Below are 13,921 nucleotides of genomic sequence, written 5' to 3'. Positions count from 1 at the left end.
TCTGGGTCTCCGCGCCCGCAGGGAAGCCCTTGAGCCCCTCTCCCGCTGGTGGGAGAGGGGTTGGGGTGAGGGCCGAGGTCCACATCAACGAACAATGGCCTGATTCACCCATTCCTTCACGCTGCTGATCAGGCTCTTGCGCCGCACATCGTCCGTGGGCACCGGCCGGGTGACGCGTGGCGGCAGATAGGTGTTGGTGGGCTTGTAACCCAACTCGGGCATGAGCGTCTGCCCGGCCCGTTCCCGCGTCAGGCGGCTCACCTGGGAATCGGGATCATCCAGGTCACCGAAGAAACGGGCATGGGCCGGACAGGTGATCACGCAGGCGGGCTGACGATCCTCAGGCTCCAGGGTCTCGTCGTAGATACGGTCGATGCACAGGGTGCATTTTTTCATCACCCCATCCACGGGATCCAGCTCCCGAGCACCATAGGGGCAGGCCCAGGCGCACAGGTTGCAGCCCATGCATTTGTCCTGATCCACCAGAACGATGCCATCCTCTTTGCGCTTGTAGGAGGCGCCCGTGGGGCATACGGTCACGCAGTCCGCATCCTCGCAGTGCATGCAGGACATGGGCATGTTGACGGTCTTGTTGTTGGGGTAATCGCCCACCTCGTAGTGGCGGATGCGATTGAACCAGACGCCACTGGGCTCAGCGCCATAGGCGGCGATATCGGTCAGTGGTCCGGTGGTGCCGGAGGTGTTCCACTGTTTGCAGGCCACGGCGCAGGCATGGCAGCCCACGCAGGTGTCCAGGTCGATTACCAGACCCAATCGCATTGATTCACTCCTCAAGTCGTCTGCCTGGAAGGCATGTGCCCTCCGCTCCCCTCATCCCCGTCCCTTCTCCCCCGAGGGGAGAAGGGGGCGTTAGTTCTCACCCCTTGGGGGAGAAGGAAGTTTAGAGCCCCTCTCCCGCTCGCGGGAGAGGGGTTGGGGTGAGGGCCCGGTTTACCGCCGGTGCTTGCCCCGCGTGAGCACATCCCAGAGGCTGCGCTTCAGGTTCACGGCGCGGTGCGTCTGATAGCGCAAGGCGCTGGGAGATACCGCCATCCCGGGCAGGGGTTTCACCTGATCGAACTGGGGCCAGGAACCCACCTCGCCTGGTTTGGCGGGGGTAATCTTCACACGCAGGTCATACCAGGCCGCCTGACCGGTGACAGGGTCGGAATTGGTGACATTGTCCAGTCCGTCTCCCTTCTGGGGGAGTAATTCCGAGATCAGGTGGTTGAGCAGAAAGCCCTTGCGGGATTCATCCGCATCCGCCGACAACCCCCAGGCGCCCGCCTGCTTGCCGATGGCGTTCCAGGTCCAGACCGTGTCCGGTTCCACCGCCTCGATCAGTTTCACCTGGGCACGGATGCGACCATGATGAGACTCCACCCATACCCAGGCATCGTCCTCGATGCCCATGGAGTGGGCCCGCCCCCGGTTCATGTAAAGGCGATTACCGGCGCAGATCTGCCGCAGCCAGGCGTTTTGTGAATCCCAGGAGTGGTACATGAACATGGGCCGCTGGGTGATGGCATGGAAGGGATACGCATCGGCATCGATGCGATCATGCTCCAGCGGGGGATGCCAGATGGGCAATGGGTCAAAGTAGCGGGTGAGCCGGTCCTTGTGTTCCTCGCGGGTGGGGCATGGCCCGTCGTACAGCCCCTGCCCTGCCAGCTTGAAGCGCTGCTGAGTCTCGGAATACAACTCCAGCACGATGGGATCGGTGGACCCCACCCAGCCCGCATGCCGGGCCAGGGTCAGGTAATCCTGGTTGCAGTAGCGGTAGTATTTCTGACTGTCTTCCAGGTGATGCACGAAGAAGCACTGGTTCTTGGCGTACGCCTCCCATTGCTGCGGATTGGGATCGCCGCGCAGGTCCTGATCCCCGTTTTCACCACGCCAACCCGCCAGGAAACCGATGCCCGGCTCTTTCTGGAAGTTGACGATGAAGTCCTGATAGGAGGTGTATCGGGGCTTGCCATCCTCGCCGGTGAAGGCCGGGAATTTGAGCCGCCCGGCCAGGTCCACCAGCACCTCCTGCCAGGGGCGCACGTCCCGGTCCTTCTCCAGGATGGGCTGGCGGATGGAATCCGCCGCGGCATGGGGTTCGGAGATGGGGCGGTCCAGCATGGAGATGGTGTCGTGCCGCTCCAGATAGGTGCAATCCGGCAGCACCAGATCGGCGAAGTTGACCGTCTCCGAGTGAAAGGCGTCGGACACCACCAGGAAGGGAATCTTGTATTCCCCGTCCTCACCCTTCTCCCGCAGCATGTCCATCACCTGGCTGGTGTTCATGGTGGAGTTCCAGCTCATGTTGGCCATGAACAGGATCAGGGTGTCGATGGGGTAAGGATCCCCCTTCACCGCATTGGTGATCACCATGTGCATCAGGCCGTGGTTGGCCATGGGGGCGTCCCAGGAATAGGCCTTGTCGATGCGCAGGGGGTTGCCCTGCTTGTCGATCACCAGGTCCTCGGGGCCGGTGGGGAAACCCAGCGGTGGGCTCTTGAGGGGAGTGTTGGGGGCCATCTCCCGGGCCGGCTTGATGCCCGGCGGGATGTGCTTGGGATACGGCGGCTTGGACAGATGCCCACCGGGCACGTCGATGGTGCCCATCAGGATCTGCAGCAGATGAATGGCCCGGCAGGTCTGAAAACCGTTGGAGTGGGCAGAGATGCCCCGCATGGCGTGCATGGAAACGGGGCGACCCACGAAGCGATCATGGGTGCGGCCGTAGGCATCGGTCCACTGGCATTCGATCTCGATGGTCTCCTTGAAGGCCACATGGGCCATCTCCAGGGCCAGACGTTCGATCTGTTCGGCGGGCACGCCGCAACGATCGGCCACGTTCTCCGGCGCGTACTGGGCACTGAGATAGCGTTCGGCCAGCAGGGTCATGACCGTCTTCACCGGGCGACCGTCCGGGGCGGTGTATTCACCGAACAGGGCCGGCTGGATCTCCACCTGGGAGGCATCGGTGACGGCGTTGGTATCCTGATCCCAGCACAGGGGCTGGCCCTGCTTGTCCCGGAGGATGAGACCGTGGCCTTTCTGACCGGGGGTGTCCACCACCAGCCAGGGGGCGTTGGTGTAGCGCACCAGGAAGGCCTGGTCGATGCAGTCGTTGCGCAGCAGCACGTGGACCATGGACAGGGCCAGCAGGCCATCGGTGCCCGGGCGGATGGATACCCACTCGTCGGCCACCGCCTGATAGCCGGTGCGCACCGGGTTCACGGAGACGAACTTGGCGCCGCGGCGCTTGATCTGCTCGATGCCCATCTTGATGGGATTGGAGGCATGGTCCTCCGCAACGCCCCAGAGCATGAAATATTTGGTGCGTTCCCAGTCCGGGTCGCCGAATTCCCAGAAGGCATGCCCCATGGTGTAAAGCCCCGCCGAGGCCATGTTCACGGAGCAGAACCCGCCATGGGCAGCCCAGTTGATGGTACCGAACTGGGTGGCCCACAGGCCGGTCAGGGCCTGCATCTGGTCGCGACCGGTGAAGAAGGCCAGCTTCTTGGGATCGGTGGAGCGGATCTTCGCCAGGCGATCGGTGAGCAGATTCAGGGCATCGTGCCAGGAGATGGGTTCAAACTCCCCCTCCCCCCGTTCGGTACCGGGCTTGCGCATCAGGGGTTGCTGCAACCTCGCCGGGGACTGCTGCTTCATGATGCCGGCGTTGCCCTTGGCACAGAGCACGCCCTTGTTCACCGGATGGTTGCGGTTGCCCTGGATGTAGCGGACCTTGTTGTCTTCGACGGTGACCTTGATGCCGCAGCGACAGGCGCACATGTAGCAAGTGGTGTACCGGGTGTCCTGTCGGGAATGGTCTTCGAACTTCGGCAGTGCCTTCATGCCCCGTCACCTGTCGTTATGGTTATGTAGGGTGTGGTGATGATTCGCTCAGGGTAGTTTTTAGCAGAATCCAGGTGTGAAAGTGTGCCGGTTGCGGGGCACCAACTCAAAGGGAAGTTTTTGATTTGGGTATAAGTGAGGCGGAAAAGGGGGGCAGTCAGTCCCCGCCACCCTCACCCCAACCCCTCTCCCGCCAGCGGGAGAGGAGCTCTTTGGGGAAACGGGGTCTGGCCCCTTTTCCCGGCATCGGGGAAGGGGTCTTCGGGTCGAGCGGGCCGGTCAGCCCTCCTTCTTGTCCGCTGCCGTTTGCCGCAGGCGGATGTTCAGTTCCCGCAACTGGGCCTCGCTGACCTCGGCGGGGGCCTGGGTGAGGGGGCAGGCGGCGGTCTGGGTCTTGGGGAAGGCCATGACGTCGCGGATGGACTGGGCGCCGGTCATGAGCATGACCAGGCGATCCAGGCCGAAGGCGATACCGCCGTGCGGCGGGCAGCCGTACTTCAGGGCATCCAGCAGGAAGCCGAACTTCTCCCGGGCCTCGGTCTCGCCGATGCCCAGCAGTTCGAACACCTTCTGCTGCATGGCCATGTTGTGGATACGCACCGAACCGCCGCCCACTTCCGTGCCGTTGAGCACCAGGTCGTATGCCCGGGAGACCAGGTGACCGGGATCGCCGGCCAGCTCGTCGGGGTTATCCACCCGGGGCGCGGTGAAGGGATGGTGCAGGGCCACCCAGCGGTTGTCCTTGTCGTCCATCTCGAACATGGGGAAGTCCACCACCCACAGGGGGCGCCAGCCGCGCGCCACCAGATGGCGATCATGACCCAGCTTGACCCGCAGGGCACCCAGGGCCTCGTTCACCACACGGGCCTTGTCGGCACCAAAGAAGATCAGGTCGCCATCCTCGGCCTCGGTGCGGTTGAGGATCTCCACCACCACCTCGTCCGGCAGGAACTTGAGGATGGGAGATTGCAGTCCCTCTCGCCCCGCATTGACGTCGTTGACCTTGATATAGGCCAGGCCCTTGGCACCATAACGCCCCACGAACTGGGTGTAGTCGTCGATTTCCTTACGGGTGAGATCACCACCCTTGGGCAGACGCAGGGCCGCCACGCGGCCATGGGGATCCTTGGCGGGGCCGGAGAACACCTTGAACTCCACCGGCGCCATCACGTCAGTGAGCTCCGTCAGTTCCAGGGGGATGCGCAGGTCCGGCTTGTCGGAGCCAAAGCGGTGCATGGCCTCGGCATAGGTCATGCGCTGGAAGGGGGTGTGCAGGGGCACTTCCAGCACCTGGGCGAAGAGTTCGCGCATCATTTCCTCCATGAGGGTCATGATGCCTTCCTCATCCATGAAGGAGGTCTCGATATCCAGCTGGGTGAACTCGGGCTGACGGTCGGCGCGCAGGTCTTCGTCCCGGAAGCAGCGCACGATCTGGTAGTAGCGGTCCAGCCCCGACATCATCAGCAACTGCTTGAACAGCTGCGGCGACTGGGGCAGCGCGAAGAAACTGCCGGGATGGGTGCGGCTGGGCACCAGGTAATCCCGCGCCCCTTCGGGCGTGGCCTTGGTGAGCATCGGGGTCTCGATATCGAGGAAGTCATGCCCTTCCAGGAACCGGCGCAATACGCCGGTGATCTGGGCACGCATCTGCAGACGCCTCTGCATGGTGGGGCGGCGCAGATCCACATAACGGTAGCGCAGGCGCGTCTCCTCGCCCACGTCGTCCTCATCCAGCTGGAAGGGTGGGGTCTCGGAGGTGTTGAGCACGGTCAGCCCGGTGCCCAGCACTTCGATGGCGCCGGTGCGCAGATCGGTGTTCACCGTACCTTCCGGACGACGACGCACCCGGCCGGTCACCTTCAGCACGTATTCGCTGCGAATGCGCTCGGCGGTGGCGAAGACATCGGCCCGGTCCGGGTCGAAGACCACCTGCACCAACCCCTCACGGTCACGCAGATCGACAAAGATCACGCCCCCATGGTCCCGGCGGCGATTGACCCAGCCGCACAGTGTCACTTCCTGGTCGAGCAGGGACTCATCGACGATACCGCAGTAATGGGAGCGCATGGGGGATTCCTGGAGTGTCCTGAATGATTGAGGCTGTGGAAAACCGGTAATGGTACGGTCTTGCCAATTGGGGTGGCAAGTCCAGGGGAAGGCGCCTGGCGCCGCGGCCTCACTTCGCCCCCGTCTCGCCCTTCTTGACCGGGGGGTAGCGGGGCACCACCACGCCCAGGGACATGACGAACTTGAGGCCGTCCTCCACCGACATGTCGAGCACCACCACCTCGTCCCGAGGCACAAGGATGATGAAGCCAGAAGTGGGGTTGGGTGTGGTGGGAATGAAGACGCTGATCACATCCTTTTCGGTGCGCGCCTGCACCTCGCCCATGCCGGCCCCGGTCTGAAAGCCCAGGGTCCAGATCCCCTTCCTGGGATACTCCACCAGCAGCACCCGCCGGAAGGATTCCCCGCCCGCCCCCAACAGGGTCTCCATCACCTGCTTCACGGCGGAGTAGATGGTGCTCACCAGGGGGATGCGGGCCAGGATGGCCTCCCAGATCTCCACCAGCTTGCGGCCCAGCAGGTTGGCCACCACCAGGCCGGTGGTGAAGACGATGACCACGGCGATCACCACCCCGAAGCCCGGGATGGTGAAACCCAGCAGGGCCTCCGGTCGCAACCCCGGCGGCAGCAGCAGCAGGGTGCGATCCATCACGTCCAGGATGAACTTGATGATGGCCGCGGTGGCCACCAGGGGCACCCAGACCAGCAGGCCTGCGATCAGGTAGCGTCGCAGGCTCTGCATGGGTCCGCTGTGTTTGTCCGACAAGGATCACCCCCCGGAGTTGGCGGCAGCGGGACAGGCGCTGCAGGCCGGGGATTTGGCACTGCTGTCGGTGGCGCAGGGAGCGGCCTTGTCACCCTCCTTGAGATTGCGCTTGTTGTCCTTCTTGAAATCGGTCTCGTACCAGCCGCTACCACCCAGGCGAAAGGCGCTGGCCGACACCAGTTTGCGCAGTTCGGCCGTGTGGCAGGCGGGGCAGTCCACCAATGGGGCATCGGCAATCTTCTGCATGGCCTCCATGCGGTGGCCACAGGCATTGCATTCGTATTCGTAGATGGGCATCTTCGGGTCTCCGTGCGAGGCGGTCTGATCGTGCGCGAATTATACTGTCTTGGAGGCGCAATCGGGCGCCTTTCGGGTTATGGGGCCGATGGGGCATTTTGCAAGCCCCGAGAGGAGACGGGAATGGCCGAGAAGATCGTGATCATGCTGCTCAACACCCGCCTGGATGCGCCGGGCACCCTGGGCGCACCCTTCTTTCAGGCCACCGTGGCTGCAGCCATGGACCTGGAGGTGGAGATCTACTTCGCCGCCGAAACCACGCAGCTGCTCAAACAGGGCGTGGCACAGAACATCTTCCCGGGAGAAGCCCGTGAGAAGTCCGTGTACGACTTCATGCAGGATGCCCACGAGGCCGGCGTGAAGTTCTACGCCTGCGCCGGCGCCATGGGGGAACACGGGCTGGATGATGCCAATGCCATACCGGAACTGGACGGCAAGCGCGGCGGCGGGGCCTTCATCGGCGAGGTGGTGGAAGATGGGGTGGTGACGCTGACCTATTGAGTGCTAATCGGGCCGGAACACTTCCAGGGCCAGACCATCAATGTGACGGTAGTGACGGTCATTGGCTGTCACCAGCACCTCACCCAGCTGCAGGGCCGTGGAGGCGATCAGCGCGTCGGCCATCTGCATGGAGTGACTGAGTGCATACTCTTCCACCAGATAGGTGGCACGACCGCAAATCTCGGTGTCGATGGGGATCAACTGAGCCCCCCAGTAGTGCATGGCCTGACGCAAGACACGCATTTCGTCCTTGTTTCGCAGGCCCTGAAGCAATTCCATGTACGTGACCGCGGACACTCTGAAGCCCGGGGAACCATCCAGCAGAGAAGCAGCCTGTTCGTTACCGCGTAGATTCCAGATCAGGACATCCGTATCGATCAGCACGGCCATTCATCCCAGGTCGGAGAAATCACGCCCCCTGCGCAGGGCACGAACCTGTTCGTCCACCGGGATATCCTGTTGGCCTCGCCAAAGACCGAAGGCCGGATTTCGCCCGCGGCGGACCTCCTGGGTGCCCTCCTGCCAGGCCACGAGGCGAGCACAGGGCTTGCCGCGGTAGGTGATGGCCACTTGCTCACCACGGCCCACCGCCGCCAGAAGTTCTCGTGTGTGCAAGCGCAGATCCTTGGTCGTGGCTTCCATGACGCCCTCCCGGGAAAAGTTACATCTCAAAGTGTAACCGTATCGATTGCAATCAACCAGTGACTGAAGAGCATCCACCCACGGCCCCAACCTATCGCGAGCCCCCTGCATCATGAACACCCACTCGACACCCCCATCCCCCAAAGATCGTCCCATCCTCATCACCGGCTGTTCCTCCGGGATCGGTCATTGTGCGGCCCATGCGCTGGCTCGCCGGGGATATCGGGTGTTTGCCACGGCGCGGCGGGAGGCGGATGTGGCGCGGCTGCAGGAGGAAGGGCTGGAGGCCGTGCAGCTGGATCTGGATGACAGCGCCTCCATCCGGGCCGCCCTGGAGCAGGTGCTTGAGGCCACCGATGGGCGCCTGTACGGCCTGTTCAACAACGGCGCCTACGGTCAGCCCGGGGCGGTGGAGGATCTCACCCGGGATGTGCTGCGCCGGCAGCTGGAGACCAACCTGCTGGGCTGGCTGGAGCTGACCAATCTTGTGATCCCGGTGATGCGCGAACAGGGCGAGGGGCGCATCGTGCAGAACAGCTCGGTGCTGGGCCTGATCGCCCTGCCCTTTCGTGGCGCCTACAACTGCTCCAAGTTCGCCCTGGAAGGGCTCACCGACACCCTGCGTCTGGAGCTGCACGGCAGCGGCGTGCAGGTGAGCCTGATCGAGCCCGGGCCCATCAGCAGCCGCTTCCGGGCCAATGCCCACGCGGCCCTGGCGGCCCATGTCGACCGGGAGAACAGTGTCTTTCGGGAACAGTATGCGGCGGCAGAGCGGCGCCTGACCAAGGCGGGGCCGGCGGCGCCCTTCACCCTGCCGCCGGAGGCGGTGGTGAAGAAGCTGATCCATGCCCTGGAGAGCCCCAGGCCGCGGGCCCGGTATTACGTGACGGTGCCCACGTATCTGTTTGGCACGCTGCGGCGTGTGTTGCCCACGCGGGGGCTGGACCGGGTGTTGAGGGGGGTGTCCCGGGGGGAGAATCGGTAGCCGGGCGGCTCCCCATTCGCGGCCGAGGGCCGCTCCCACAGAGGGCACGGGGATCTCACGAAGCCATGAGAGGGCACCCAGCACCCCGCAGTCCCCTGGGAGCAGTGTGACCCGAAGGATAGACGGGGCCCCGACAGCCGCAGCGGCCCGCAGCCCCCGTGGGAGCGGCCCTCGGCCGCGAACGGGGGGTTGATGATGCCATAAGGGTCATTGATGCTGGACCCTCCCCTTCAGGTAGCTGTAATACAGCACCGGGATCACCAGCAGGGTGAGCAGCGTGGACACCAGGATGCCGAAGATCAGCGAGATGGCCAGGCCGTTGAAGATCGGGTCGTCCAGGATGAAGCCGGCACCGATCATGGCGGCGAGCCCCGTGAGCACGATGGGCTTGGCACGCACGGCGCCGGCACGGATGACCGCATCCTCCAGGGCCAGGCCGCGACTCACCTCATGGTTGATGAAATCCACCAGCAGGATGGAGTTGCGCACGATGATCCCCGCCAGGGCGATCATGCCGATCATGGATGTGGCCGTGAACTTGGCGTCCATGACCAGACCATCCAGCAGGGCATGACCCGGCATGACGCCGATGACCGTCAGCGGGATGGGGGCCATGATGATCAGCGGCACCACGTAGGAGCGGAACTGCGCCACCACCAGGAGATAGATGAGCAACAGGCCCACGGAATAGGCCAGCCCCATGTCGCGGAAGGTCTCGTAGGTGACCTGCCATTCTCCATCCCACTTGATGCTGTACTGGTAGGGATCGTCCGGCTGCTGGATGAAGAACTGCTCCAGGGCCTCATCATGGACCAAGGGCTTGTCACGCAACTGGAACACCAGGTCGAACATGCCATACAGCGGGCTATCCAGACGCCCGGCCATATCGGCGGTGACATACACCACCGGCAGCATGTCCTTGTGATGAATGGAGCGCTCGCGGGTGCTCTCCACCACGTTCACCAACTCCGACAGGGGCACCAGGCCGCCATCCATGGCACGCACCCGCACCCCGAGCACCGTCTCCAGATCCCCCTTGTCGGCGGCATCGAACTCCAGGCGAATGGGCACGGCATATTTCACGTTGGCACCGAAGAGAAAGCTCACATCCTCGCCGGCCAGGACCGTGTCCACTGCCTGGGCAATGGTCGTCTGCGACACACCCATCAAGGCAGCCTTTTCCCGGTCCACTTCCAGGATCAGACGGGGTCCGGGGTACTCCACCGAGTCGGACACATCCACCACCCCGGAGGTGTTCTCGAACATCTCCCTGAGCTGGCCGGCCAGGGCCATCTGGCCTTCGTAGTCCGGCCCATAGATTTCCGCCACGATGGGCGCGCGTACGGGCGGCCCCGGGGGGACTTCCACCAACTGGATGGTGGCCCCATGACGATCGGCAATGGCCTTGAGCGGCTCGCGCACATCCAGGGCGATGTCGTGGCTCTTGCGGCTGCGCTCCTTCTGGTGCACCAGGTTCACCTGCAAATCCCCCAGGTGGGCACCCTCGCGCAGGTAGTACTGACGCACCAGTCCATTGAAGTTGATGGGCGAGGCCGTACCGGCATAAACCTGATAATCATGCACCTCGGGCACGGTGGCCAGATAATCACCCATCTCGTGAAGCACACGCGCGGTGCGCTCAAGGCTCGTGCCCTCCGGCATTTCCAGCACCACCTGGAACTCCGACTTGTCGTCAAAGGGCAGCATCTTCAGGACCACGGCCTGCACGTAGACCAGCGACACCGAAGCCAGAATCAGCAACACCACGCCGCCGTAGAGGCCCCAGCGCTTGTAGCGGGCACCACCGCCACGCAGGAAGGGCCCCAGGGTCCCTTCGGACAGGCGCATCATCCGCATGCCGGCCTCCTCACTGCCACCCTGGCCGTGCCCACCTTCGGCAGGCGACTTGGCCTCCGCATGGCGACGCAGCAGTTTGTAGGTCATCCAGGGCGTCACCACATAGGCCACCGCCAGGGAGATGAGCATCCCCATGCTGGCGTTGATGGGGATGGGGCTCATGTAAGGCCCCATCAAACCCGTCACGAAGGCCATGGGCAGCAGCGCGGCGATCACCGCAAAGGTGGCCAGGATGGTGGGGGCGCCCACTTCGTCCACCGCCAACGGAATGGCCTCCAGCAGCTTCTTCTTGCCCATCTGCATGTGCCGGTGGATGTTCTCCACCACCACGATGGCATCATCCACCAGGATGCCGATGGAAAAGATCAGGGCAAACAGGGAAACCCGGTTCAGGGTGAAGCCATAGGCCCATGAGGCGAACAAAGTGACCGCCAGGGTGATCACCACGGCGGTGCCGACGATAAAGGCCTCGCGCCAGCCCAGAGCCAGCCACACCAGCAGCACCACGGACAGCGTGGCAAAAATCAGCTTCTGGATCAGGGTGCTGGCCTTGTCGTCCGCCGTTTCCCCGTAATTACGGGTCACGGTCACTTGCACATCGTCGGGGATATGGGTGCCGCGCAACTGCTCCATGCGGATCATGAGCTGGTCGGCGATATCCACGGCATTGGTGCCCGGCTGCTTGGCAATGGCGATGGTCACCGCCGGCTCGCTGTGCCCGGGCAGCGCCCCCCGCTCGGAGCCCGCCCCCCAGCCAAAGCTGACGTAATTATGGGGAGTGGCCGGTCCCTGGCGCACCTGCGCCACATCCGAGAGGTACACCGGGGCGCCGTCGTGCACACCCACCACCAGGGAGGCCACCTCGTCCTCGGATGACAGGAAAGCCCCGGCCTTGACCGGTATCTCCTGGTTGTCGCGTACCAGGGCGCCGGCATCCCGGGACACATTGCTGGCCTGCAGGGCGTGGCGCAGATCATCCAGGCTCAAGCCGAAACCCGCGACCCGCTGCGGGTCCAGTCGCACCTGGACCACATGATCCGGACCGCCAATGGTGTAGATGTCCCGGGTGCCGGCCACCCGCTTGAGCTCCGTCTCCACCGTATGAGCCACCCGCTGCAGGTCATGGGCGCTACGCTGGCGATCCTCGGTCCACAGGGTAAAGGCGACGATGGGCACATCGTCGATCCCCTTGGGCTTGATGATGGGCTGCCCCACCCCCAGCCCCTGGGGCAGCCAGTCCTGATTGGAGAAGATCTGGTTGTAAAGGCGCACGATGGCCTCGGTACGCGGCTCACCCACCTCATATTGAACCGTGAGCACCGACATGCCGGGCTGCGAGGTGGAATACACGTGTTCCAGCCCCTCGATCTCCGACAGCACCTGTTGCGCCGGGATGCTCACCAGTTGCTCCACGTCCTCCACCGAGGCCCCGGGGAAGGGAATGAACACATTGGCAAAGGTCACATCAATCTGAGGCTCTTCCTCCCGAGGCGTGACCAGCACGGCGAACAGCCCCAGCAACAGGCCCGCAATGGCCAGTAACGGCGTGATCTGAGAGGTGAGAAAGGTCCTGGCGATGCGCCCGGAGATGCCCATGGCGCCGTCCTTGTCCGCATCACTCATCGGGCCGCCTCCCGCTGCGCCTTGAGGGCGATGCCGGCACGCACCGGATCCAGGGCCACCTGCTCACCGACCTCAAGGCCCGCCAGCACCTGCACATGACCACCCTCGGCTGGGCGCCCGGTGCGCACCTGACGCAGGCGGATGCGACCCTCCTCATCCATCACATAAACGGCCGAGACCTCCCCCCGCTGCATCACGGCCCCGGCCGGCACCAGCAGACGCTCCTGCTCGCCCACAGTGAAAACCACCTTCACGAACATGCCCGGGAAAAGACCCGCCGTACCATCGGGCAGCTGCACCCGCACACGAAAGCTGGCACTGCCGTGGTCGGCATAGGGGAACAGCGTCAGACCCTCGGCCTCCACCGGCATGGAATCATTGATCAACACCCGCGCCTGCTGATGTTCCCGCACCGCCTGAATATGCCGCTGAGGCACCTGGGTAACCACCCGCAAATGCTCCAGGGAGATCCCCGACACCAACGGCTGCCCGGGGCTGACACTCTCCCCCGTCTCCACATGACGCTCGGTGAGGATGCCCGCATAGGGTGCCGTCACCCGGGTGTGCTCCAGTTCCTCCCGTGCGCCTTCCACCGCGGCCTCGGCCGACTCCAGCCGGGCCCGGGCCGACTGCAGCGCCGCCGTGGCCCGATCCATCTCGGAACGGGAGATCAATTGCCGCTCGAAAATGCCCTCGATGCGCTCATGTTCACTGCGCGCCTCGTTGAAACGCGCCCGCGCCTCCCGAAGACTCGCCTCGGCCTGCTCCAGGCGCGACCGCTGCTCCGTATCCCGCAGCCGCAGGATCAGGTCCCCCTCGTCCACGAAGTCGTCCACGTCGAAGAAGACCTCCACCACCCGCCCGCTGGTCTGAGCCGACACGGTGGCTTGCTGCACCGCTTCGATGCGCCCGTCGAGCACCTGCTCCAGGGGCAGTGTGTGCATGCGGATCTGGGTGGTCTCTAGCGTCTGAGCCGCCACGGGTGAGGCCAGCAGGCAGAAGGCGGTGCCGACCAGCAGCCAGCGAAGTCCGGGGTGAATCATGTGGGGAGCGCTCCCTGGTTGGGCACCCCAAGGGGCGCCGACTGAATATTAGATTATGCTAATCTAGCACAAATTGATCCATTTCAAATCCCCTTGCCCCGCCCCACCCTCACCCCAACCCCTCTCCCGCCAGCGGGAGAGGGGCTCATTCGGGCGAAGCCGCCCAGGTGTCCAGATCCTCCGGGGCAGGGGATCCCGTAAGCGGGCTTCAGCCGCAGGAAGCGGCTGCAGAGCCTACATGGACGTATTCACGGCGTCCCGCTGGAGGGATCCCCTGCCTCGGAGGGT

11 protein-coding genes are annotated in these 13,921 nt (G+C 64.1%); 2 read left to right on the top strand and 9 right to left on the bottom strand.

Going from position 1 to position 13,921, the window contains the following annotated elements; genetic code table 11:
• Positions 1–84: 84 nt before the first annotated feature.
• The 5 genes from LPW30_RS13310 to LPW30_RS13290 form a co-directional block, all read right to left on the bottom strand.
• Positions 85–780 (bottom strand): 4Fe-4S dicluster domain-containing protein, encoded by a 696-nt coding sequence (locus tag LPW30_RS13310; RefSeq protein WP_025280409.1) that lies wholly within the window; start codon positions 778–780, stop codon positions 85–87.
• A gap of 171 nt (positions 781–951) precedes the next feature.
• Positions 952–3,852 (bottom strand): molybdopterin oxidoreductase family protein, encoded by a 2,901-nt coding sequence (locus tag LPW30_RS13305; RefSeq protein ID WP_239681102.1) that lies wholly within the window; start codon positions 3,850–3,852, stop codon positions 952–954.
• Positions 3,853–4,131: 279 nt separating this feature from the next.
• Positions 4,132–5,919, bottom strand: coding sequence for an aspartate--tRNA ligase (aspS, locus tag LPW30_RS13300; RefSeq protein ID WP_239681101.1), 1,788 nt, complete (start codon positions 5,917–5,919; stop codon positions 4,132–4,134).
• Between the two features lie 109 nt (positions 5,920–6,028).
• A complete protein-coding gene (locus LPW30_RS13295; protein ID WP_035369555.1) occupies positions 6,029–6,661 on the bottom strand; it encodes a DUF502 domain-containing protein in 633 nt (210 codons plus the stop codon).
• 27 nt (positions 6,662–6,688) lie between these two features.
• A complete protein-coding gene (locus LPW30_RS13290) occupies positions 6,689–6,982 on the bottom strand; it encodes an FmdB family zinc ribbon protein (protein WP_025282141.1) in 294 nt (97 codons plus the stop codon).
• Between the two features lie 123 nt (positions 6,983–7,105).
• On the opposite strand from LPW30_RS13290, the gene LPW30_RS13285 reads away from it, so the two are divergent.
• The gene (locus tag LPW30_RS13285) at positions 7,106–7,483 is read left to right on the top strand and encodes a DsrE family protein (protein WP_025282142.1); all 378 of its coding nucleotides are present in this window, start codon (positions 7,106–7,108) and stop codon (positions 7,481–7,483) included.
• Between the two features lie 3 nt (positions 7,484–7,486).
• Here LPW30_RS13285 and LPW30_RS13280 read toward each other — a convergent pair whose 3' ends face one another.
• Together LPW30_RS13280 and LPW30_RS13275 are read right to left on the bottom strand one after the other, a co-directional pair.
• A complete protein-coding gene (locus tag LPW30_RS13280) occupies positions 7,487–7,867 on the bottom strand; it encodes a type II toxin-antitoxin system VapC family toxin (RefSeq protein ID WP_025282143.1) in 381 nt (126 codons plus the stop codon).
• A gap of 6 nt (positions 7,868–7,873) precedes the next feature.
• Positions 7,874–8,125: a type II toxin-antitoxin system Phd/YefM family antitoxin gene (locus LPW30_RS13275; protein WP_025282144.1), complete on the bottom strand. Its 252-nt coding sequence runs from the start codon at positions 8,123–8,125 to the stop codon at positions 7,874–7,876.
• A gap of 112 nt (positions 8,126–8,237) precedes the next feature.
• Here LPW30_RS13275 and LPW30_RS13270 point away from each other — a divergent pair, with 112 nt between their 5' ends.
• Complete coding sequence (locus LPW30_RS13270; protein WP_239681100.1) at positions 8,238–9,110, top strand: SDR family oxidoreductase; 873 nt, start codon at positions 8,238–8,240, stop codon at positions 9,108–9,110.
• Positions 9,111–9,317: 207 nt separating this feature from the next.
• On the opposite strand, the gene LPW30_RS13265 is transcribed toward LPW30_RS13270, so the two are convergent.
• On the bottom strand, positions 9,318–12,590 hold the full coding sequence (locus LPW30_RS13265) for an efflux RND transporter permease subunit (protein WP_238624074.1): 3,273 nt from the start codon (positions 12,588–12,590) through the stop codon (positions 9,318–9,320).
• Positions 12,587–13,633, bottom strand: a complete 1,047-nt coding sequence (locus LPW30_RS13260; protein WP_239681099.1) for an efflux RND transporter periplasmic adaptor subunit — start codon at positions 13,631–13,633, stop codon at positions 12,587–12,589. Before LPW30_RS13260 ends, LPW30_RS13265 begins: the two co-directional genes overlap by 4 nt.
• Positions 13,634–13,921 lie beyond the last annotated feature (288 nt).

The organism is Ectothiorhodospira variabilis (genome assembly GCF_022227625.1).
In the GTDB taxonomy this organism is placed as follows: domain Bacteria; phylum Pseudomonadota; class Gammaproteobacteria; order Ectothiorhodospirales; family Ectothiorhodospiraceae; genus Ectothiorhodospira; species Ectothiorhodospira haloalkaliphila.
The sequence above is the reverse complement of the archived record's forward strand: the minus strand, read 5'-3'. Positions and strand labels throughout refer to the sequence as shown.

Bases quoted from the DNA above. Each gene is read 5' to 3' on its own strand.
- LPW30_RS13310 (WP_025280409.1), bottom strand. From the start codon at position 780: ATGCGATTGGGTCTGGTAATCGACCTGGACACCTGCGTGGGCTGCCAT.
- LPW30_RS13305 (WP_239681102.1), bottom strand. From the start codon at position 3,852: ATGAAGGCACTGCCGAAGTTCGAAGACCATTCCCGACAGGACACCCGG.
- aspS (WP_239681101.1), bottom strand. From the start codon at position 5,919: ATGCGCTCCCATTACTGCGGTATCGTCGATGAGTCCCTGCTCGACCAG.
- LPW30_RS13295 (WP_035369555.1), bottom strand. From the start codon at position 6,661: ATGCAGAGCCTGCGACGCTACCTGATCGCAGGCCTGCTGGTCTGGGTG.
- LPW30_RS13290 (WP_025282141.1), bottom strand. From the start codon at position 6,982: ATGCCCATCTACGAATACGAATGCAATGCCTGTGGCCACCGCATGGAG.
- LPW30_RS13285 (WP_025282142.1), top strand. From the start codon at position 7,106: ATGGCCGAGAAGATCGTGATCATGCTGCTCAACACCCGCCTGGATGCG.
- LPW30_RS13275 (WP_025282144.1), bottom strand. From the start codon at position 8,125: ATGGAAGCCACGACCAAGGATCTGCGCTTGCACACACGAGAACTTCTG.
- LPW30_RS13270 (WP_239681100.1), top strand. From the start codon at position 8,238: ATGAACACCCACTCGACACCCCCATCCCCCAAAGATCGTCCCATCCTC.
- LPW30_RS13265 (WP_238624074.1), bottom strand. From the start codon at position 12,590: ATGAGTGATGCGGACAAGGACGGCGCCATGGGCATCTCCGGGCGCATC.
- LPW30_RS13260 (WP_239681099.1), bottom strand. From the start codon at position 13,633: ATGATTCACCCCGGACTTCGCTGGCTGCTGGTCGGCACCGCCTTCTGC.